A 22244-nucleotide genomic window follows, 5' to 3' on the forward strand; every position below is an offset into this window, starting at 1 on the left:
GATGCAAAAAATCATGATTATAGAAGATGAGTTCGCTTTAGCACAGGAAATGGCTATTTTACTCTCACAGGCGGGGTATCAGCCCTATATTGTGCAAGATGTGCTAAATCCGTTAGCAGAAATCGCTACGCATCAACCAGATTTATTGCTACTTGATATACAATTGCCTGGTTTAAATGGGCATCAACTATTACAAGAAATTCGTAAAACCTATCAATTTCCAATTATTATGGTCACCAGTCGAGCAAATGAAATGGATGAGGTTTTAGCCTTAAGCTATGGTGCGGATAACTATATTACCAAGCCCTATAATCCTACTGCCTTACTGTTGCATATTGCGGCAATTTTTAAAAGAATGCAACCTGTTAGTACCAATCTTGTACAATATCATGATCTACAGATTGATTGGAATAAATGGACGATAAGTAATGCACAGGAGATGGTTCATCTAACGAAAAATGAACAGTTGATTTTTCAGTTATTATGGCATCAACGTGGAAAAATTGTGACTAGGGAAATGCTGATGACTGAATTATGGAATAATGATGAGTTTATCAATGATAATGCGCTGAGTGTGAATATTAGTCGCTTGCGTCAAAAATTGGCGGATTTAGGCTTAGAACAGGTGATTGAAACCAAGAAAAAACAAGGCTATCTATTATTGGAGTGAGCAAATGCAGATAGGTAAATATCTTCAAAGTCGAATTTGGCAATATTTCATTAAGGGGCTTGTTGGGCTGTTGTTGTTTTTCTTTTTATGGGTTTTTCGTTTGCCTACGACCATGCTTTTCATGTTAGTACTATTGATGTTAGGTAGTTTTTTGTTGATTGAATCCTGGGAATATCATCAGCGTAACAGTTATTATCGTGAATTATTCCAACAATTAGATCAATTGCAAGAGCAAGGCTTATTGGTTCGTTCAATTATTGCCAATCCCAAATTTTATGAAGGTCAGTTGGTCAATGAAGAATTACAGCAGGTTTATCAAAGCTTTTTAACCCAATTACGTAGCAGTCAAAAACAAGCAGAGGATTTTAAGGATTTTATTGAATTATGGATTCATGAAGTGAAAATTCCTTTAGCTACTTTACAGCTGAGTCTTTATAATCAGCATCATTTACCCATTGAAATGAAACAATCCTTACAGCAGTTAGAAGATTATTTAGATCAGGTTTTATATTTTACGCGGGCTGAGCATGCACAAAAGGATTATCTCATTCGGCAAGTGCCTCTACAGCAGGTTATTCGACAGGTAGCCATGCGCAATCAAGCACGCTTGCTCAAGGAAAAGATTCAATTACAAGCACCTAGTACGCAAGCTATTGTAACAACGGATCAAAAATGGCTAGCTTATATTTTAAATCAAATTTTAGACAATGCGATAAAATATGTTCATACTGCAACTAATCCAACAATTGAATTAAAAGTAGTCGAAAATGATACGGAAATTCAGCTAAAGATTAGCGACAATGGTTGTGGTATTTCAGCTAGTGATCTGCCTCGGGTTTTTGATAAATCCTTTACCGGAGAGAATGGTCGTCTATATCCTAAAGCGACCGGTCTAGGCTTATATTTGGTTAAGAAGTTAACCACTCAATTAGGTCATGGCCTTAAAATTGATTCAACTTTACAGCAAGGAACGACCGTAACCCTTGTTTTTGCTAAACCTAGTTTTTATGCAGTCGTTCAAAAGAATAATTAGTTTATGTAGCGAGTTTCCCGTTGTTTAGGGTAAGCTCGCTTATTCTATTTGAAAAGCTAGAAATCTTACAAAATTGTAATCTACGGTAAGATTAGGCTGACGACAGTTAATCAAGTGATAGTTATAATAAAGTTGTAAAATCAATGAGTGATAGGGAGGAACAGTATATGAATCCAGTTTTACAAGTGAAGCAGGTGGAAAAATATTTTGGCCGGGCGACTAATTTAACACGTGCTTTAAATCAAATTAGTTTTGAACTTCAATCAGGAGAATTTGTGGCGATTATGGGCGCTTCAGGTAGTGGAAAAACCACGTTATTAAATTGTATTGCAACGATTGATCGAGTTACAAGTGGTCAAATTATTGTAGCCAATCAGGATATTACCAAATTAAAAGGGGGACAGCTAAATCAATTTCGTCAAAAACAAATCGGCTTTATCTTTCAAGATTTCAATCTACTAGATACGATGAATGCCTTTGAAAATATTGCTTTAGCTTTATCTATCCGCAATGTAGGTGTGAAGCAGATTGAAGAAAAGGTTTTGAAGGTGGCAAGTTATTTAGGCATTACTGATATTTTATATAAATTTCCTTATGAGGTATCGGGTGGTCAAAAACAAAGAATTGCCGCAGCCCGGGCGATTGTAGCAGATCCCGCTATAGTTTTGGCCGATGAGCCAACTGGTGCGCTTGATTCAAGGTCCGCACGGCAATTACTAGAGCAATTTGAATTGCTTAATGAGCGTTTAAAATCCACTATCTTAATGGTGACACACGATGCTTTTGCTGCTAGCTATACTAATCGCGTATTATTTGTAAAAGATGGCCAAATTTTTAATGAGCTGTATCGCGGTACTTTAAGCCGCAAAGCCTTTTTTGATCAAATTATTGAAGTGGTGGCCTTATTAGGTGGTGATGTCAATGATGTCCGTTAAATTAGCTTTAGGTAATGTGAAAAAGAGTATCGGTAGTTTTTTAGTTTATTTTGTGACCTTGGCTTTAGGCGTGGCGATGTTTTACGCTTTTACTGCGTTACAAGATCAAAGCCTCTTTCGCTATTTTGAAAAAGTCTATAATCAAAAATTAACGGTTCTTTTTGAAAGTTTGAGTATTTTCAATAAATTTATTGCCTTTGTATTTGGGTTAATTATTCTCTATGCGACTAGCTATTTATTAAGAAAGCGCAAAAAAGAATTTGGCTTATATATGATTTTAGGGATGAATAAACGAAAGCTTTCGTTCATCTTAGTCTTAGAAACCTTTTTTATTGGCGTGTTTTCTTTAATTTTTGGCTTATTATTAGGTGTAGGTTTTTCTCAGCTCATCAATCTTTTTTTAGGACATCTTTTTGCGGCTGATATTTCACGGCTTAGTATTCAAATTTCGCTACATGCAATTGGCCAAACCTTGATTAGCTTTGGGATTATTTACGTGGTTGCGATGTGTTTTAGTGTAGTAATCGTTAATCGCGCAAAATTAATCGATTTATTAAAAGCAAGTCAGCAAAATGAAACGAGTTGGTGGCAAAAGCCTTGGCTGGGTAGTCTTTTGTTGGTGGTTGGTTTAGCGATTTTAAGCTGGAGTTATTATATTGCTTGGCATTTAACAGAGATTGTTCATCAGGACCTTTCATTTGATTTAATTTTATACGCTATTGTCGGAGGAATTGTTGGAACCTATCTTGTGTTTATGGGCTTTTCGGCTTTTATTCCAGTGATTGCCCCTAAGTTTAAAGGTTTTTATTATCGAAAATTACACAGCTTTGGTATCCGTCAATTTAGTACACAATTAGCCAAAAGTGTCTTTTCTTTAGCGACTATCTGTCTTTTGCAATTTTTTGCGCTTGGGATTTTAGTGGCTTCTTTTAATATTAAAGTAGGGATTGAAGAAAAAAGCTTATCTGTGGTTCCTTTTGATTTTCAATATGCGATTACCCAAGCAGCGGATGAAAATGATGAAGGAATTCCGCCACTAGATCAAACGATTGTTCAGCAAGCCGTTGAAAAATATCGAGCATATTTTAAAGGAATGGTCAAAAAAGAGCTGCAATATGATACTTATATTGATCCAAAGCTTGATCAAAAGCTTGGCACGAATCAACTACTTGGCATTCAAGATGACAAGCATTTTTTACAGCATCCACTTTTTGTAAGCAATAGTCAATATAATCAAATAGCACCTTATTATCATCTGCCTAAGTTAACGGTTAAAGCAGGGGAATATGCATTAGTGATGCAATCAGGTGGCTATTTTGTTACAGAGGTGGAAAATAAACTGCATGCCTTACCTAATATTACCGTGGCAAATCAGTCGTTAGTTCCTGCTAAAAAGCAATTTATTAATGGAACCTTACAATCTTATAGTTATTTTAGCTACTTTATCTTAAATGATCGCACGCTTCATCAGCTCGCCTTGCAGCCTTATGGTAAATTTATTGGCACGATTTATAATCAAAAAGGATTAAGCAATGAAAAAGACCTAGCGAACAATTGGCAAAAGGCTTTACCAAATAGAGTCGGTAGCTATTCAGCACAATCTCGTTATGCTACCAAGACTTCAGCAGCCTCTGATGCGTTGATGATTACGGTAGTGGGTATGTATTTGGGTATTTTCTTCTTAATTGCAGCAATCGGCATTTTATCCTTGAAGAGTTTAATTGATTTTGAAAAACATCAGCAAAATTATCGGATTTTACGGCAATTAGGTACCACAGAAACGATGATTCAGAGGTCTTTATTTAACCAAATCGCGATTTTTTTCATTATTCCATTAGTTGGAGCCTTGATCCATATGATTTTCGGCTTGAAGTTTACCAAAGATTATCTCATGCTAGGTGGCGGCTATGAATTAGATATTCAACGAGTGGGAGTAGTGAGTGGCTTTGTTCTTTTGGTGAATCTAGGTTATCTAATCATTACGTATTTAATGAACCGCAGTGTAGTCAAAGAAGGATAAAACAAAACGCCTGTTGAAAGAATCGACTTTCAACAGGCGTTTTAAACATAAGGTTGTCTATCAACTTGCTCAGCTACGAAAAAATTCGAGTGTCCCGCCGATGAGAAAATCAGCAAAGAGAAAGATTTTCGCAAGCGGAGGGCGAATTTTTTAAGTAGCTAGTTGATAGTACACAGTCAATAAGGTTGTCTATCAACTTGCCCAGCTACGAAAAAATTTAGGTATTTAAGTAAAGGGCACATTTATATTTTCTATGGTGAGACAAATTTTATAAATAGCTAGTCGTTTAACAGCGATTAATTTAAATCTAATTCCACCGGACAGTGATCACTTCCCATAATCTCGGTATGAATTTTAGCATCAACTAATCGTTCTTTTAGATCATCTGATACGATAAAATAGTCAATCCGCCAACCAGCGTTATTTTTACGGGCATTAAAACGATAGCTCCACCAAGAATAAACACCTTCTTTTTCAGGATAAAAGTAACGAAAAGTATCAATGTAACCATTGGCTAAGAGTTGAGTAAATTTTTCCCGTTCTTCGATGGTAAATCCGGCATTGCGTTGGTTGGTCTTCCAATTTTTCAAATCAATATTTTGATGGGCAACGTTTAAATCGCCACATAAAATGACGCCTTTTTTCGCTTTCAATGTATTTAAATAATTTAAAAAGGCTTCCTCCCAATTCATCCGATAATCTAGACGTTTTAATTCATTTTGGGAATTAGGGGTGTAGCAGGTAACCACATAATAATCTGGATATTCAAGGGTAATGACGCGGCCTTCTTGGTCATGCTCGGGCACCCCTATGCCTAATTGGACGGCTAAGGGTTCATGTTTGGTAAAAATAGCAGTACCAGAGTAACCTTTTTTCTCGGCATAATTCCAATATTGATAGTAGCCCGGTAAATCTAAGTCAATTTGACCAGCTTGCAGTTTCGTTTCTTGTAGGCAGAAAAAGTCTGCATCCAGTTCTTGAAAAGTTTCTAAAAAATTTTTTTGGACAATTGCCCGTAGACCATTGACGTTCCAAGAGATAAATTTCATTTTTTCTCCTCATTTCTAACTAGGTTACTTTTATTCTACCTGATTGTTTAGTATCATGAAAGTAAAACAGTAAAAATAGATTGGTTGGAGGATTGTATATGTTAAAAATCGGTGTACTAGGTCTAGGCAATATTGCACAAAAAGCGTATTTACCTACTTATGTCCAATATCAAAATCGTGCAACTTTTTATTTTGCAACTAGAAATGATGAAGTGTTGCAACATTTAAAAGCAAAATATCAATTACAACATACCTATCATACTTTAGATGAATTGATTGACCAGAAAATTGATGCTTGTTTTATCCATACAGCTACTAATAGTCATTATGAATTGATTAAACAATGTTTGTTAAATGGAATTCATGTCTATGTTGATAAACCGGTCAGTGAAAAACAAGAACAAGTCGAAGAATTATTTCAATTAGCTAAAGAAAAGCAATGTCATTTGCAAGTGGGCTTTAATCGTAGAAAAGCGCCCTTTGTTCAAAAATTAAAAGCGATTCCGGAAAAAAGAATTCTTCATCTAAGTAAAAATCGTCTAGCCCATAGCCGAGAAGTAGGGTTTGAAATATTTGACCTTTTCTTGCATTTAGTCGATACGGCGGTTTATTTATTAGATGAGCCAATTGAGCAGATGACCAGTCATATTCAAACGCTACCAGACGGTTTATTATCATTTGCTAGTATGACGTTACATACTCAAAATAGTTTGGCTCATTTAACGATGGATATGTATAGTGGGAGCAATCAAGAAAAATATAGCTTAACTAGTAAGCAAGGTACTTATCAAGTGAATAATTTAGTAGAATGGATAGAAGAGGTTAATCAGCAAAAAACTTATCAAACCTTTAATGATTGGGATACAACTTTATATAAACGTGGTTTTGAATCAGTGGTAAGTGATTTTCTTGATACTTTGGAGCAAGCGAAACCTATTGATATTGATAATTACCAATTAGCCATTTTATCTCATCGTCTTTGCACAGACATGTTGCGACAATATAATCAAGAGAAAAAATAGAAATTTTATAGAATTGATGATAGAATAAAAAAGAATTTGGTGAAAAGACTAACAAAAATTGTTAGCTAAAGAAAGTGAGAGAAAAATCTAAAATGACTACAATAAATCAAGCCTTACCACAAGTGACCATTTTTCAAAATGAACCACTAAGTCACTATACTTTTACCAAAACTGGTGGACCGGCTGACTTTTTAGCCTTTCCTAAAAGTGTAGAAGAGGTACAAGCTGTTGTTAATTATTGTCAAACCCATGATGTCCCTTGGTTGGTTTTAGGCAATGCTAGTAATTTAATTGTTCGCGATGGTGGTATTCGTGGCGTAGTAATTATGTTAGAAAAATTAGATAAAATCAGTGTTGAAGCAGAGCAAATTACTGCACAAGCGGGAGCAAAACTAATTGATACTAGTTATAAAGCGTTAGAGTATAGCTTAACTGGTTTAGAATTTGCTTGTGGGATTCCAGGTAGTATCGGTGGTGCTGTATTTATGAATGCCGGTGCGTATGATGGTGAGATTAAGGATGTATTTGCCTACTGTGATGTGTTATATCCTGATGGTCAGGTTAAACGCTTGTATAAAGAAGAGATGGCTTTTTCTTATCGTCATAGTGCTATCCAAGAGCAAAAAGCAATTATTTTATCAGCTGCTTTTCAATTAAAAGATGGCGATAAAAGCCAAATCAAATCACGGATGGATGAGCTTACCTTTTTAAGAGAAAGTAAACAACCTTTAGAGTATCCTTCTTGTGGTAGTGTCTTTAAGCGTCCAGTTGGTCATTTTACCGGTAAATTGATTCAAGATGCTGGCTTACAAGGGTTACAGTTTGGAGGTGCCCAAATTTCAACCAAACATGCCGGTTTTATTGTTAATGTCGATCATGCAACGGCTACTGACTACGTTGAATTAATTGCACATATACAAGCGGTGATTAAAGAAAAGTTTGATGTCACTTTAGAAACAGAAGTGAGAATTATCGGTGAAGAAAAATAAACTGAAAAATCCAGTGGAACAATATCCACTGGATTTTTTTATCCATTATTTTTGGATTTTTTCAGCAAATTGATATAAGCCTTCTAAATCATATAATTGATGATTACATTTTTGGCTATCCGTACAGATATAATTACCTTTTTTGGTATAGGTACCATCGGCAGTAGCTTTGGTTGTGGATAAAAATAAAGCGACATTACCGATGTGATTACAAATACTGCAAACATTTTTGATTACATTAGGGGACATCTGACCTACAATACCTTTTAATTGATGTTGTTGATCATAATACAATAGATATTTTTTTTGACTTCCGGCATCATCAAAGCCAACAAATGAGCATTCTCTTAAATCAAGTTGCTCCCAATCGGGTTGTTTGACTTTTTTAATTTTTCGAAAAGCTTTTTCGACTTGTTTGGTCGATGGTTTTTCAAAAGCGATGACACATTCTTTAATAGGTAATAAATAGCGTTGAGCTTTTGTTTTGGTCAAGCTTTTATCTAAGATGATTTCTTTGAATGCTTCGATTTCAGGTAATTGCTCATCAAAAAGTTCATCAATTTTTTCAAAGATTAGTGCTTGGTAAACTTTAATTGTTTGTAAATCATTAACTGATTGATAAGCATTAATTAAATTTTCGACTTGTTGTGTTAACGCATGAAATTGATGCGGATAAATAGTTGGTTTCATAGACATACTCCTTTATCTGGTTTCGCTCCCTTTTTTAGGAAGAACCTAGCAAAGGGAATTTATTTGAAGACGAACCAACTAAGTACAGATGATACGAAACGTACCATATGACCACCCCCTTAATAGTTTGCCAGTATGTAAAAGCTAAGTAAAAATAGCAAATATTTAATCAAATGTCAATAAAAAAACTAGTGAGCTGGTCACTAGTTCGTTTGTTTTTTCATTAATTTTAAAAGAATAGCTGCAACTGCTGAGGTAAAAACTCCCGCAACAATCGCTTCAGGAATGCCTTGGGTCAAGATAACAGCATTGACAGCGGCATAAACTGCATGACCACCTTTACCAATTACCTGAGCATAATCTTTTTGGAAAAGAAAATAGATAAAATTCATTACCAAAATGGTATTGGTTAGACCACCGGATAATCCAGCGATAAAAAGGGAAATTGGCTGTACTTTATTTTTTAAGCCTTTTTGACAAAGTTGATAAACATAATAAGGTACAATCCCAATTAAGATTCTAGGAATTAATACGACAATTAAAGCTTTCCAACTTCCATGATTCGTACCGATAACTGGAATGAAAGGCGAAAAAACAAAAGATAAAGCACTAGGCATTGTAGTTGCACGAATTAAACTAATAATTCCAAAACTACCACCTAATAGTGCACCAATTCTTGGACCTAAGACGATTGAACCAATAATAACCGGAATATGCATGGTTGTTGCATTTAAAGGACCGATAGGAATAAATCCTAAAAATGGTACAGAAGCCAGTAAAATCATAATTCCTAAAAATAGGGCAGTTAATACAAATTGAAAGGTATTGTTTTTTTTCAACGGAAAGACTCCTTTTAGTTTTTACAATGCTTGGCTAATTTGTTCGATAATTGTTTCGACCGTTGCCAAAGCACCTTGACCATAATCTCCACAAGCTAATAGGCTTTTTCGTGGAATGATTTCATGATAGCCAATATCTTTTAAATAGGCAAGATTTTTTTTCACCACTGGATTGGCATACATCTGCGTATTCATCGCAGGCGCAATAAATTTAGGTGTATCTGCTTTTAGAGCTAGAGCTAAGGTAGATAGCAAATCATCTGCAATCCCATTAGCTAATTTACCGATGATATTGGCACTAGCCGGTGCAACTAAGAACAAGTCTGATCGTTTGGCTAATTCAATATGATTTATTTTATCAGGTGAAGGTTCAAACATGACCTCTGTATGCACCAAACGTTTCGATAGTGATTGAATGGTTAAAGGGGTAATAAATTGCTGGCTATTTTTAGTCATCACCGCATCGACCTGATAGCCCAGCTTGGTTAATTCATTGGTTAAATCAGCAGCCTTATATGCTGAGATACTGCCAGTAATTCCTAAAAGAATCGTTTTTTTATTCATGCTTTGCAACCTCCTTTTGCCATTGATGATAAATCATTTCAGCAATTTTTGCTTTACTATCGGCTTGTTGTAGAATTTCGCCTTTATGATTGAGTAAATAGGCGAGATGCTTCTGGCCATTGATATTGGCTAAATCATTGGCAATCACGTAATCCGCGCGATTTTTCTTTAGGCTTTCTTTAGCTACAGACAAAAGTTCTTCTTTACTAACGTTGGCTAATAATTTAAAACCGAATAAACAGGTTGTTGGCTGCCAATCCTTGATTTTTTGAATAATTTTAGGGGTTTTATTCAAGGTTAAAATCAATTGCTCAGTATTGGAAGCAATTTTTTTATTGGCATCTACTTGTTCATCTGCTAAAAGCTCAAGCAATTCTTCCATAGAAAAATTTTGCTGATTAGTGGCCAAACGTAGATTTAATTTGCTTAACAAGGCTTCAATAGGAAGTGCAGCTTGAAAGGCAAAATCACTAATAGCCATTGTATGAATGACCGCAGTATATTTTTTAGTAGTCAAGAGTTTTTGTAAACATTGCTCGACTGATTGGGTATCACTCACTAGATGAATGTTTAGATTCTCTTGTTTTTTTGGTTTCAAGGCAGTAGCGGTTGTGACATAATCAATAGTTACAGCGCTTTGTTGAAATTGCTCAATTAAGGCGAGCCCCAAGGCACCAGTGGCATGGTTGGTAATTGCTCTTACTTGATCAATTGCTTCACTCGTGCCACCAGCCGTAATTAAAATATTCATTCCTTCATCTCCATTTGAATCAATGTACGTCCTTGATGTAATCCAGCAAGTAAGTCCTGGGCTACTTGAGGAATTTCACCAAGTGTTTTTGTTTGAATGGTTAGTTTTTCAATGATTTGTTGATTTTTTGCCAACCATTGCCAGATTTCTTGGCGTTTAGGCATGGGTGTTTGTACAGAATCGATGCCGATTAATTGTACGCCTCGCAAGATAAACGGTAAAACAGTGGTAGTTAGTTGGATACCACCTGCATTGCCACAAAGACAAGCCACGCCTTCATAATGCATTTGTGGAATTAAAGCACTTAATAATTCTCCACCGACAGTATCAATCATACCAGCAATTTTTTGTTTGGCTAATGGTTTGCTTTTTTCAGGAATCCATTGGCTCGAATGTTCGATACACTTTACCCCTAGCTGATATAGCCAATCGCTGTCTTCTTTACGTGATAAGGCGATGATGTTTTGATAGCCTCGCTCACTTAATAAAGCACAAGCGATACTGCCTACACCACCGGTAGCTCCCGTAACGACAATCGGTGCTGTTTTTGCTAATTGGTGTTGTTCTAAGGCGTTTACCGCTAATGCCGCCGTAAAGCCAGCTGTTCCTAAAATCATTGCTTGCTTTAAGCTAAATCCTTCAGGTAAAGCTACCAACCATTCAATAGGAACGATTTGTTCAGTTGCAAAGCCTCCTGGTTGACTAACACCCAAGCCATAGCTCGTAGCAATCACTTGCTTACCAACGGGCCAAGTATCCGTTGTACTTTCAATGATTTCGCCAGCTAAATCAATCCCAGGAGTCATCGGGTATTGACGAATAACGCCACCGTTTTTTTGACAAGCAAGCGCATCTTTATAATTCACACTAGAATAGTGGACTTTTACCCGAACGTAGCCTTCTGATAGATGCGGACGCTGGGCCGTTTTTATTTTAGTTATGACTGTATCATTATCTTGTTCGACAGCAAGATAGGTGTAATTTTTTTCCATGAAATACGCCTCCGATTATTGCGTGCATATATTTCCTATATCATAACATAAGTTGAAGTGTAAACGGATGCTTTTTGTTTATTTTTTTCAGTAAAAACAGGTGAGAAAAGGTGAAAGGACGATAAAAAGATAGTAAAAAACAAGTTTTTTTACTTGTAATTTAGCTAATAAAGCCCTATGCTTAATAAGTATGCTATCATGCACGGATTGTGTCTAGCTAAGGCACTGAATGCTTTTAAGGAGGAGAAAAAATGAGTCAACCAATTATTTCATTTCATCATGTGGTGAAACGCTATGATGATGAGACAATCTTAAAAGACATCAGTTTTGAAATAGAAGCTGGTAAGTTTTACACCTTATTAGGACCTTCTGGGTGTGGGAAAACTACTATTTTGCGAATTATCGCAGGCTTTTCGGATGCAACCGAGGGGGATGTGTATTTTGAAGGCAAACGCATTAATGATATTCCAGCCAATCAACGCCAAGTAAATACCGTCTTTCAGGATTATGCTTTATTTCCACATATGAATGTATTTGAAAATGTCGCTTTTGGCTTGAAGATAAAGAAATTACCCAAAAATGAAATCGAACAAAAGGTGAAAGAAGCCTTGCGTTTAGTACAATTGGCTGGTTATGAACAACGTGAAATCAGCGAAATGTCTGGGGGTCAACGTCAGCGGGTGGCGATTGCTAGAGCGATTGTCAATGAGCCGAAAGTTTTATTATTAGATGAGCCACTATCTGCTTTGGATTTAAAATTACGGACAGATATGCAGTATGAATTACGTGAATTACAACAGCGCCTAGGGATTACCTTTATTTTTGTCACTCACGATCAAGAAGAAGCCTTAGCGATGAGTGATGAGATTTTTGTGATGAATAAAGGCGAAATCGTTCAAAGCGGCACACCAGTAGACATTTATGATGAACCGATTAATCATTTTGTCGCTGATTTTGTCGGTGAAAGTAATATTGTTGACGGTGTGATGCTAGAGGACTATCGTGTTGAGTTTGTCGGCAAGCAATTTGATTGTGTCGATGGTGGCATGCGTCCGAATGAACCAGTCGAAATTGTGATTCGTCCAGAAGACTTGACCTTGACGACAGCAGATAAAGGAAAATTAGTGGTAGAAGTGGACACGCAATTGTTTAGAGGCGTGCATTATGAAATTATTTGCTACGATGAGCAGGGTAATGAATGGATGGTCCATTCTACACGTAAAGCCAAAGAGGGTAGTAAAATTGGCTTATTCTTTGAACCTGAAGATATTCATGTCATGCGTTTTAACGAATCAGAGGAAGACTTTGATGCTCGCTTAGAAAGCTATGAAGAATAGGAGGTTGTAAAGTGACAAAATTAAAGCGAATTTATGCAATTCCCTATGTTATGTGGTTGGTTCTATTCGTCATCGCGCCGGTATTGCTGATTATCTATCAATCCTTTTTTGATATGAATGGTCATTTTACCCTAGCAAACTATGCCAATTATTTTGCATCGGGAAAATATTTGACGATGACATTAAATTCAGTGTGGTATGCCTTTTTAATTACTTTAACTACCTTGATTTTTAGTTATCCAACTGCGTATTTTTTGACCAAATTAAAACATAAAGATTTATGGCTATTACTGATTATTCTGCCAACCTGGATTAACTTATTACTAAAGGCCTATGCGTTTATCGGAATTTTTGGTATTCACGGTAGTATCAATCAATTTTTATCTTTATTTGGGATTGCACCGGTTCAAATATTATTTACTGATTTTAGTTTTATGACGGTGGCCACCTATATTGAATTACCGTTTATGATTTTACCGATTTTCAATGCCTTAGAGGAAATTAATCCGTCTTTAATCAATGCAAGTCGTGACTTGGGTGCCAATAGCTTTGAAACCTTTCGACGTGTGATTTTTCCATTATCCTTAAATGGTGTGAAAAGTGGGATTCAGGCGGTCTTTATTCCTTCGCTTTCTTTATTCATGTTAACTCGTTTGATTGGTGGAAACCGAGTGATTACCTTAGGGACGGCAATTGAAGAGCATTTCTTAGTGACACAAAACTGGGGAATGGGTTCAACCATTGGTGTTGTCTTAATTGTTGCGATGTTTATTGTCATGCTACTGACTGCTGAAAAGAGAAAGGGAGGGATGAAGAAATGAAGAAGCATCTGCTTTCACGCATTTATCTAGCCTTTATCTTTGTTTTATTATATGTGCCTATTTTTTATTTGATTTTTTATTCCTTTAATAAGGGAGGCACGATGAATAAGTTTACTGGCTTTACTTGGGAACATTATCAAACCTTATTTGCCGATACTCGCTTAATTATTATTGTGCTAAACACTTTCTTGCTGGCCTTTTTATCCGCACTATTTGCGACGATAATCGGTACTTTTGGTGCGATGGCCATTTATTACAGTAAGAAACGACAAACAAGAACTACGCTACTCAGTATGAATAATATCTTATTAGTATCGCCAGATGTTATTATTGGTGCGAGCTTTTTGATCTTTTTTACCATGCTAGGTAGTCTATTTAGTAATTTTAGTCTGGGCTTTTTCAGTGTTTTACTCTCACATATTGCCTTTAGTATTCCAATTGTAGTCTTGATGGTGTTACCTAAATTACAAGAAATGAATGATACAATGATTAGTGCTGCCCTAGATTTAGGGGCCAATTATCGTCAGGTCTTACTGCGAATTATCTTACCGTATCTATCACCTGGGATTATTGCCGGGTATTTCATGGCATTTACGTATTCACTAGATGATTTTGCGGTGACTTTCTTTGTAACGGGAAATGGCTTTAGTACCTTATCAGTGGAAATTTATTCACGTGCTAGACAGGGAATTAGCTTGGAAATCAACGCGCTAAGTACATTAGTCTTTATCTTCTCGATGGTATTAGTAGTTGGTTATTATTTCATCAGTAAAGATAACACGAGTAAAAAAGGCAGAAAAGCCAATATAGCGCAATCGGAGGTGACAAAACTACGATGAGAAAACTTCAATCATTATTTATTGGGATTGTGGTCATTATTTTAGTTTTGGCCTTTGGAGTCCATCAATTACAAAAATCTAGTGGGATGGCTGGTGCGAAGGTTTTAAATGTCTATAACTGGGGCGATTATATTGATCCTGCCTTAATCAAAAAGTTTGAAAAAGAATATGGCTATAAAGTCAACTATGAAACGTTTGACTCTAATGAAGCGATGTTTACGAAAATCAAACAAGGTGGAACTGCGTATGATATTACCATTCCAAGTGAATATATGATTCAAAAGATGAAGGAAGAAAATTTATTGATTCCTTTAGATCATAGCAAAATCACTGGATTAAAGAATATTGATTCACGCTTTTTGAATTTAAGCTTTGATAAAAATAACCGTTATTCAATTCCTTATTTTTGGGGAACATTGGGCATTGTGTACAATGACAAGTTTGTCAAAGCCGATGAAATTCAATCTTGGGATGATTTATGGCGACCAGAATTTAAAAATAAAATTATGTTAATTGATGGTGCCAGAGAGGTCATCGGCTTAGGGCTTAACAGCTTAGGTTATTCTTTAAATAGCAAAAATGACGAACAGCTACAGACAGCAGTCAATAAGCTGCGTGGCTTAACGCCAAATGTTAAGGCAATTGTTGCGGATGAAATCAAAATGTATATGGCCAATGAAGAAAGTGCGGTGGCTGTGACCTTTTCTGGAGAAGCTGCGGATATGATGTATGAAAATGAACATCTGCATTATGTCATTCCTAAAGAGGGTTCTAATTTATGGTTTGATAACATGGTCATTCCTAAAACAGCTAAAAATATCCAAGGCGCCTATGACTTTATCAATTTTATGTTAAAACCAGAAAACGCCGCGCAAAATGCCGAATACATCGGTTATTCAACACCGAATAAAGCAGCGATGAAGCTTTTACCAAAAGACATCACTAGCGATAAGCAATTTTATCCTTCTGATGATTTAATTAAGCACTTAGAGGTTTATGATAACTTAGGTGCAAAATACCTAGGAATTTATAATGATCTCTTCTTAGAGCTAAAAATGTATCGAAAATAAGTGAATAAATAGCGAGATTGGAGGATTTAGTTACGTTTTCGTAGCTAAATCCTTTTTTGTAGGCTAAACCTCAAAAATTGCATCTTGATTGAACAATGCGCACACGCTTGCGACCTTTGTCGTGGGTATGTGCATATCGGAATAACGTTACAAAGTAGTAGATGGCACCAAAGCTCTCTTATGATAAAGAGATAACTAGTTGCCTTTTTTATTAGCCAATTTTCATGGTAGCTCACAATTAAATAAATGTTAAAAAGTGAATAAGAAAAATTTAATGAATAATTATCTATGTTACAATTAAAGAAAAAGGGGGTAAATCTTATGAAGACGATTCATGTAAAAAGAAATCTTACTTTTATTGATGATCGGAGCCCAAAATATTTTGTGATTAATGAAAAGGTTAAAGGGAAAATTGGTACTTTGATTGATAACCAATTTAAAACAGAAGAAGCACTGGCTGAAGTTTATGTTAAAGATTTTTTGGGAATTAGAAGTAATCGCCTCAAAATAAATGAAGATGGAGAATTTTATCTTGAATATAAGCTCAATACCACTTGGTTAATTTGTACCAGTCTGATGCTAGTTCTTACAATCATATTCATTGCAATTATGGGAATCTCTTCTATTAGACAGTATATTACAAATCATTTGTTTTCGGTGATATTACTTCCTGGGATATGGATACTTTATATTGGGATTACTCTATTCTTTTTAAAAAACAAGTTATATATTCTTACAATAAAAAAGTAGCGTTAAAAGGTTGAGGGATTATGGTGCCTTAGTTAAGGAGGTTTACCTATTGTATGAAACGAAAAGGCAAGGCTTGGCATTTAGGAATACAAAGGATGCTTCAGCGTGCTGCATCCTATAAAATAATGATTATGAAACAAACTTTTTTGAAAAGTGGGAGGAGCATGCTGCGTTAGCTAATCAATGCAATCAGTAGATGATCGTATCAATCTTCCTGCTTTTTTTTAACATCTAAAATAATCAATGTATTGTAATGATAATCAAAAAGGTGTATGATTCAGTTGCAGCTATGATGGCCGATCATCAATCTTATCAAGCAGAAAAGAGGTGGCAAGTGCGTGATAGAAAAAATAGCTTATCTGCTCATTATCGTTTTATTAATTATTTTACAGTTAACTCATTGGATTAGCTTGAGCCTTTTCTTTCTGCTTTTTTCTTTTATTTTGTTATTGATTGATTCAAGAATGATCATTGCTAAGAAGTACGATTGGATTTTGTTGATTGCTAATCCTAACGTTGACAGTAAGGAAAATAAACGATTGCTATATGTTACAGGGGCTATCATTTGCTTAGCTGCGTTGATTCTGCTTGGAGTAGGCATGTATTTAAATGAATAGTGTATTTTTCTCTTTAAAGAAGGTGTGAAAAATGGAAAAAATGAAAAACATGAAAAATATTGCGATAAGCTTCGTTTTATTGTTATTCGTTTTTTTAGTTTTGCTATTTATCGCTACTATTTTCAAAAGTTTGTTATTTACAAAGATTTTTGGTGGAGTAGCCATTCTATTAACAGCGCTACTTACATTGGTGGGTTATCTTTTTACTAAAATGAGTTATAAAGGAATTGGGGCAAAGGGTCCACTGTTTGTACCCAAAGCATTGGGAGTAGGCATTACCATCAATCCTTATCATTGGTTAGGAAAATGTATTTGGTTAGGACTAGAATTATTGCTAATCGTGGTGCTTATTCAGTTTCTTTTAGCATAAAGTAATGGCGGTAAAATCAATCTAGGAAGCGAATAAATAAGTAAGTATAAAAGCAATCACTACTTTGTACAATGGGTATAAAGTAGTGATTGCTTTATTGTTTGTAGCTGAAAAATTTTTAAAGGATAATTATAAAAAGATTTCTACTTTAAAAAATTCTTTGTATTTACTCGAGAGAACCATCCGTCCATTATTTAATTGAATAATTTTTTTAGAAATGTATAAACCAATTCCAGTGGTCCGAATAAAGGCAATATCAAACGGTTGATCATCAAGGGTGTTCAGTTGTTTGAGCTGTTCATTCGTTACCCCAATACCATCATCTAAAATCGTCAAGCAAATTTTTTCATTTATTTTAGTTAATGAAATCGTGATTTGACAGCCATCTGGATTATGTAAAATTGCATTATAAATAAGATTATGGATGACTCTGGAGAATAAAAATGGATCTAGCTGTAAGCTTACATTTTTTAAGTCTTCCTCTGCATGAAAAGCAATGTCGATATTTTCCCAGATTTCTTGATTTAATATTTGAATGATGACTTCTTTAATAAATGAAAGAATATAGATGTTTTCTTTTTGTAACGAACAAGCTTGATTATTTAAGCGCGCAAAGATGTTTAAGTCGTTTAATACGTTTTGGATATAATAGGTTTCTGTTAGGATTGGATCGAGATATTTATTTAGCTCTGGGTTGTGGGCATAATCTTTGGCGATAGCTACATTTGACAGAACAATCGATAAGGGTGTTTTAATATCATGGGCAATCCCAGCAATCCAATCCTGTCTAAATTTTTGTTCCTCTTTCAGCTTATTATCGGTTTGTTCTAAGGCCTGAATAATTTCTTCGAGTCCATAGATTGGCTTAATGGATGAGGAGAGTCCATTTGGTAATTGCATAATCATTTTTACAAGCGGTAGTATTTTTTTTCTTAATCTATAGTTACTATAGATATAGAGTAGGATAAAATATGCACAATTGAGTAATATCGTTAGTAAAAAGATGAAAGGAATTTTTTTAATCATACTAATTGATAGATAATTATTGCTATATCTAGCATAAGAATTTTTAGGAAAGCCGATAACAAATAAATAATTACCTTTAGCATAGGTAAATACTGGATAATCGTTCAAATAATATCTTGAAAATTTGGCTACCTCAGTATAGAAATACTGATTAGGAATAGCTTGGGGCTTTTGATAGCTGTATTGGACTTTTCCAGTTTTGTTATCTATAGCTAACAACCAAAGCTTTTTTTGCTTGAGCAAGCTCTGACCTTTTTCATCTAGGGTGATAGCTGAGTTAGTTACACTGACATGATTCATGATAGTGTCTATGCGTTCAGATACACTATGATTGTTTTTGATATTCAGTACGCATATTGTAAAAATCAGTAAATTAATCAATAAGATAAGCACAAAGGAGAGGATAAATTTTAAAATAATCTGTTTAAATATATTCTTTTTCACTTTATTCACTCCGAATAACATTTAATTTGTAGCCAAGGCCTCTAATCGTTTTTAAAAAAATAGGTTGTGAAGGATTATCTTCAATTTTTTCGCGAATATGGCGAATATGTACCTTCAAAATCTTGTCGTAGCCTACGTGATTTCCACCCCAAACAACATCAAATAAGCTATCCATTGAAACAATCTGATTTTGATTAGTCATTAATTTTTGTAATATTCTTAGTTCAGTGGGTGTGAGACTCACTTCCTGATTGTTTTTAGTGACTAAAGCATTCGTTAAGTCAATAGAGGTAGTGTCATTCAAGTATAGGCTATTCATACAGTTTTTATACACACGATTCATTAAAGCGGTTATTCTATAAATAAGATTTTTAGGTAAAAAGGGCTTAGTAATATAATCATCTGCGCCACAAGCTAAACCGGAAATTTCATCTTCAGGATTATTTTTAGCAGTTAAAAAGATTATTGGAATATCGGAATCTTGACGAATATACTTAGCTAGCTGATAGCCCTCTCCGTCAGGCAACATAATATCTAGTATAATCAAATCAAAATGTGTTAGCTTCCATAAATCGAGTGCCTCTGCAAGCGTGTAGGCACTACTTAAATGTTTAAAACCATTCAGCATTAAAATTTGTTTGATGGTTTGATTGAGTTTTGGATCATCGTCAACAATGAGTATTTTCTTTTCATATAATTGTTTGTTTTCATACATAATCATTTCACCTCGTCTAAGCCAATCATAGTATAACATTAAATCGTTACAAAAATCGGTACATCTTTCATATTAACCTAAGCTTAACCTAGTATTTACCTGAAATTTATCCATAGACAGTATGCTTAGTCTATCAATTATAAAAATTCTAGGAAGTGATAGGTCCATGAAAGAGATTATTCGTTTGAAGAATGTAGTGAAAAAATATAATGAAGTCGAGGTTGTTCATTTATCTAAGCTCCATTTATATCAAGGAGAGATTTATGGATTACTTGGATTAAATGGTGCGGGAAAAACCACCACAATGAAAATGATTTTATCTTTAATTCAACCGACTGCTGGTAAAATTTTCGTTTTAGGGAGGGAACTTTCTGATCAATCGAAAGAATATTTGAATAAAATCGGTTCGGTAATTGAAGAGCCTTCCTATTATCCCAATTTAACTGCTTATGAAAATCTAGCAATTTTTCAAAAAATTTTAAATTTTGATAAAAAAAATATTATCGAAACTTTAAATCTAGTGGGATTAAACACAGCTTCTAATCAGAAAAAATTAGTTAAAAATTATTCATTAGGAATGAAGCAGCGTTTAGCATTAGCCTTTGCTTTGGTGAAAAAGCCCGAAATTTTAATTTTAGATGAACCAACGAATGGGTTAGATCCTCAGGGAATACAAGAGATAAGGGAGCTAATTGTTCAATTAGCCAAAAAAGAAGGTTTAACAGTTCTTGTATCTAGTCATATTTTATCCGAAATTGAGCAAATGGCAGACCGTGTAGGGATCATCCATCATGGGAAAATGCTATACGAGGGAAAGATTGAAGACATTCAGACTAATCGATGGATTGAAATACGTGGCGATTTCAGTAACAGAGAATCATTAGCAGAATTAGTTACTAGAGAAAATATTGAAATATATAAACATACCAGTACAACCTTACAAATTGAAAATATTGAAAATGATAGAATCACTAGTTTATTAAAGCTGTTAGTTCACAATAATATTTTATTTTATGAAGTTGTAAGAAAAAGAGAATCTTTAGAAAATATATTCTTGTCGTTAACGAGAGGGGATATTTAGATGATAAAAGATGTAGCGATTGAGTTTCTAAAAACGAAGCGAAGTAAATCATTATTTTTAACATTTTTAGTTATAGGAATTACTTTATTATGGATGATGGCTATTTTAACAAAATATAGTAGTATTTCACAATATCACGATATGCGAATTATTTATTATGGTGTATTGGATGTAGAAACCCTGATGCTTCCTATTTTTCTTTCTGTTTTTGTTGCTAGAATTTTTGAAATTGAACGTTCAGGTAATGCGCTGAAATTAATGGCTATAAATGGACAATCAGTGACTAATATATTTTGGAGTAAACTTTTTTTAACGATGATAGTAGGGGGAATATTTTCTTTATTAGAATCATTGGTTATGCTATTAGTTGCTAAGATGGGGCAACTTTCTTGGTCAATTAAAGAATTATTATTTAAAAATTTAATCAATCTTTCTTTTATCTTTGTATTAGTGTGTGTATTTTTAATGGTTTCTCTTTTTATTAAAAAACAGGAATTAGTCATTGCTTCAGGTTTTATTGGAGGATTTATAGGTTTTATGCTCCATCGTTCTTCATTTATCAGTTTAATTATTCCTTTTGGAGGGATCAGATATCTATCATTAGTCAATATGAAAGTAGTAGCTGGTAAGGTGATTTTGGAGATGAATCAGCAGATAGTTTTCCATTTTCTAATTTATATTATTTATATGATTGTATTATATAGTTTATTGAGATACTTACTTAATATGAAAGGAAAGAAGATAGAATGAGTTACTTAACTATTGAATGGCTAAAATTGAAAAAAGCTGCTTCTTTAGGAATTGGGATTATATTTATATTATTTTCGTCAATTATTGGATTAGCAATTTTTTTTGGAGCAGCTTATAACATGTATCAACCTAATGAGCGTTTTATGGCCTTGTGGCTACAATTAAGTTTTTACTATAGTCAACTTTTTTTCTTAATCATGATTAGTATCATTGTCTATTTAGCATTGAGTGAAGAATTTGCTAGGAAAAATCTAGCTTTCTTACGAGCGAATAACTTTTCCATGCCTAAGTTGATTCTAGCTAAAGCGATTAATGTATTTTTTATTACTATTCTACTACAACTTATTTTTTATGCTGTTTTTTTCGGAGCAGTTAAATTTGCTAATATTTCCTATCAAGTTAAGGAAATCCAACAAGTTTTTCAATGGCTATTAAATTTTGCGGTGGCTTCAATGACTTTAATTTTTACTCAACTTTTTATTACCTTGAAAACAAAGAGTTTGAGCAAATCTATAGGTATTGCTACACTAGGCATGATAATAGGGTTTATACTTCTATTCATTAATAAAAATTTGACTAATTTTTTCCCTTATAGTCAAGTCCAAATTGCCATGCATGCTAGAAGTGGTGCACCGTTTACGATAAGAGAATCGTTGCGTTTTTTCATGGTGAATAGCTTATATATTTTTTTATTTTATTGGCTTTCCTGTCGTGAATTAAGGAAAGAAGCTTAAACGACAAATTTTTTAAAGGCCAAAGAAGCTAATTGCAATAGAGACGAGCTTGTTATTAGCGCTTTGCTATAAGAACCATTACGATTAGGCTGTTCGTTTAGTTTTGCAGAAAGCACCTGTTAATTGATTTTAAATA

The 22244-nt window shown here is 34.4% G+C and carries 24 protein-coding genes; 16 read left to right on the top strand and 8 right to left on the bottom strand.

Annotation, left to right across the window (positions count from 1 at the left end):
* Position 1: 1 nt before the first annotated feature.
* The 4 genes from RK02_RS00345 to RK02_RS00360 all read left to right on the top strand — a co-directional run bounded on the left by RK02_RS00345 (position 2) and on the right by RK02_RS00360 (position 4658).
* A complete protein-coding gene (locus tag RK02_RS00345) occupies positions 2 to 670 on the top strand; it encodes a response regulator transcription factor (RefSeq protein ID WP_016182241.1) in 669 nt (222 codons plus the stop codon).
* Between the two features lie 4 nt (positions 671 to 674).
* Positions 675 to 1703, top strand: a complete 1029-nt coding sequence (locus tag RK02_RS00350) for a sensor histidine kinase (RefSeq protein WP_016182242.1) — start codon at positions 675 to 677, stop codon at positions 1701 to 1703.
* A 167-nt stretch (positions 1704 to 1870) separates the two neighbouring features.
* The gene (locus RK02_RS00355; RefSeq protein ID WP_016182243.1) at positions 1871 to 2638 is read left to right on the top strand and encodes an ABC transporter ATP-binding protein; all 768 of its coding nucleotides are present in this window, start codon (positions 1871 to 1873) and stop codon (positions 2636 to 2638) included.
* Positions 2625 to 4658: an ABC transporter permease gene (locus RK02_RS00360; RefSeq protein ID WP_016182244.1), complete on the top strand. Its 2034-nt coding sequence runs from the start codon at positions 2625 to 2627 to the stop codon at positions 4656 to 4658. Before RK02_RS00355 ends, RK02_RS00360 begins: the two co-directional genes overlap by 14 nt.
* Before the next feature lie 296 nt (positions 4659 to 4954).
* Here the strand turns inward: RK02_RS00360 and RK02_RS00365 are convergent, their stop codons facing one another.
* Positions 4955 to 5707 (bottom strand): exodeoxyribonuclease III, encoded by a 753-nt coding sequence (locus RK02_RS00365; protein WP_016182245.1) that lies wholly within the window; start codon positions 5705 to 5707, stop codon positions 4955 to 4957.
* Between the two features lie 98 nt (positions 5708 to 5805).
* Between RK02_RS00365 and RK02_RS00370 the strand changes: the two genes are divergently transcribed.
* Entirely contained in the window at positions 5806 to 6729 is a 924-nt protein-coding gene (locus RK02_RS00370) for a Gfo/Idh/MocA family protein (RefSeq protein ID WP_016182246.1), read from the top strand.
* A gap of 92 nt (positions 6730 to 6821) precedes the next feature.
* On the top strand, positions 6822 to 7718 hold the full coding sequence (gene murB / locus RK02_RS00375) for a UDP-N-acetylmuramate dehydrogenase (RefSeq protein WP_016182247.1): 897 nt from the start codon (positions 6822 to 6824) through the stop codon (positions 7716 to 7718).
* Between the two features lie 45 nt (positions 7719 to 7763).
* Here murB and RK02_RS00380 read toward each other — a convergent pair whose 3' ends face one another.
* The 5 genes from RK02_RS00380 to RK02_RS00400 form a co-directional block, all read right to left on the bottom strand.
* The gene (locus RK02_RS00380; RefSeq protein WP_016182248.1) at positions 7764 to 8408 is read right to left on the bottom strand and encodes a FusB/FusC family EF-G-binding protein; all 645 of its coding nucleotides are present in this window, start codon (positions 8406 to 8408) and stop codon (positions 7764 to 7766) included.
* Between the two features lie 203 nt (positions 8409 to 8611).
* Complete coding sequence (locus RK02_RS00385; protein ID WP_016182249.1) at positions 8612 to 9247, bottom strand: ECF transporter S component; 636 nt, start codon at positions 9245 to 9247, stop codon at positions 8612 to 8614.
* A gap of 21 nt (positions 9248 to 9268) precedes the next feature.
* Complete coding sequence (gene coaC / locus RK02_RS00390) at positions 9269 to 9811, bottom strand: phosphopantothenoylcysteine decarboxylase (protein WP_016182250.1); 543 nt, start codon at positions 9809 to 9811, stop codon at positions 9269 to 9271.
* Complete coding sequence (coaB, locus tag RK02_RS00395) at positions 9804 to 10562, bottom strand: phosphopantothenate--cysteine ligase (RefSeq protein WP_016182251.1); 759 nt, start codon at positions 10560 to 10562, stop codon at positions 9804 to 9806. The genes coaC and coaB overlap by 8 nt, the downstream gene beginning before the upstream one ends.
* Positions 10559 to 11554 (bottom strand): YhdH/YhfP family quinone oxidoreductase, encoded by a 996-nt coding sequence (locus RK02_RS00400; RefSeq protein ID WP_016182252.1) that lies wholly within the window; start codon positions 11552 to 11554, stop codon positions 10559 to 10561. Before RK02_RS00400 ends, coaB begins: the two co-directional genes overlap by 4 nt.
* Positions 11555 to 11805: 251 nt before the next feature.
* Between RK02_RS00400 and RK02_RS00405 the strand changes: the two genes are divergently transcribed.
* The 7 genes from RK02_RS00405 (at position 11806) to RK02_RS00435 (ending at position 17358) form a co-directional block, all read left to right on the top strand.
* Positions 11806 to 12891 (top strand): ABC transporter ATP-binding protein, encoded by a 1086-nt coding sequence (locus RK02_RS00405; RefSeq protein ID WP_016182253.1) that lies wholly within the window; start codon positions 11806 to 11808, stop codon positions 12889 to 12891.
* Positions 12892 to 12902: 11 nt separating this feature from the next.
* Entirely contained in the window at positions 12903 to 13712 is an 810-nt protein-coding gene (locus tag RK02_RS00410) for an ABC transporter permease (protein WP_016182254.1), read from the top strand.
* The gene (locus RK02_RS00415; RefSeq protein ID WP_016182255.1) at positions 13709 to 14551 is read left to right on the top strand and encodes an ABC transporter permease; all 843 of its coding nucleotides are present in this window, start codon (positions 13709 to 13711) and stop codon (positions 14549 to 14551) included. Before RK02_RS00410 ends, RK02_RS00415 begins: the two co-directional genes overlap by 4 nt.
* A complete protein-coding gene (locus tag RK02_RS00420; protein ID WP_016182256.1) occupies positions 14548 to 15621 on the top strand; it encodes an ABC transporter substrate-binding protein in 1074 nt (357 codons plus the stop codon). The genes RK02_RS00415 and RK02_RS00420 overlap by 4 nt, the downstream gene beginning before the upstream one ends.
* Before the next feature lie 321 nt (positions 15622 to 15942).
* On the top strand, positions 15943 to 16371 hold the full coding sequence (locus tag RK02_RS00425) for a hypothetical protein (RefSeq protein ID WP_016182257.1): 429 nt from the start codon (positions 15943 to 15945) through the stop codon (positions 16369 to 16371).
* 338 nt (positions 16372 to 16709) lie between these two features.
* Positions 16710 to 16988: a hypothetical protein gene (locus RK02_RS00430; RefSeq protein WP_016182258.1), complete on the top strand. Its 279-nt coding sequence runs from the start codon at positions 16710 to 16712 to the stop codon at positions 16986 to 16988.
* Positions 16989 to 17019: 31 nt separating this feature from the next.
* Positions 17020 to 17358 carry a hypothetical protein gene (locus RK02_RS00435; RefSeq protein ID WP_016182259.1) on the top strand — a complete coding sequence of 113 codons (339 nt, stop codon included), beginning with the start codon at positions 17020 to 17022 and terminating at the stop codon, positions 17356 to 17358.
* A 129-nt stretch (positions 17359 to 17487) separates the two neighbouring features.
* Here RK02_RS00435 and RK02_RS00440 read toward each other — a convergent pair whose 3' ends face one another.
* Positions 17488 to 18828, bottom strand: coding sequence for a sensor histidine kinase (locus tag RK02_RS00440; protein WP_016182260.1), 1341 nt, complete (start codon positions 18826 to 18828; stop codon positions 17488 to 17490).
* A gap of 1 nt (position 18829) precedes the next feature.
* A complete protein-coding gene (locus tag RK02_RS00445; RefSeq protein ID WP_016182261.1) occupies positions 18830 to 19543 on the bottom strand; it encodes a response regulator transcription factor in 714 nt (237 codons plus the stop codon).
* A gap of 166 nt (positions 19544 to 19709) precedes the next feature.
* Between RK02_RS00445 and RK02_RS00450 the strand changes: the two genes are divergently transcribed.
* From RK02_RS00450 to RK02_RS00460, 3 genes are read left to right on the top strand one after another with little or no spacing between them, the layout of a single operon-like run.
* A complete protein-coding gene (locus tag RK02_RS00450) occupies positions 19710 to 20624 on the top strand; it encodes an ABC transporter ATP-binding protein (protein WP_016182262.1) in 915 nt (304 codons plus the stop codon).
* Positions 20625 to 21374 (top strand): ABC transporter permease, encoded by a 750-nt coding sequence (locus RK02_RS00455; RefSeq protein WP_016182263.1) that lies wholly within the window; start codon positions 20625 to 20627, stop codon positions 21372 to 21374.
* Complete coding sequence (locus RK02_RS00460; RefSeq protein WP_016182264.1) at positions 21371 to 22108, top strand: ABC transporter permease; 738 nt, start codon at positions 21371 to 21373, stop codon at positions 22106 to 22108. The genes RK02_RS00455 and RK02_RS00460 overlap by 4 nt, the downstream gene beginning before the upstream one ends.
* The last annotated feature ends 136 nt before the right edge of the window (positions 22109 to 22244 follow it).

It is taken from the genome of Enterococcus columbae DSM 7374 = ATCC 51263 (assembly GCF_000406925.1).
Taxonomy (GTDB): domain Bacteria; phylum Bacillota; class Bacilli; order Lactobacillales; family Enterococcaceae; genus Enterococcus_E; species Enterococcus_E columbae.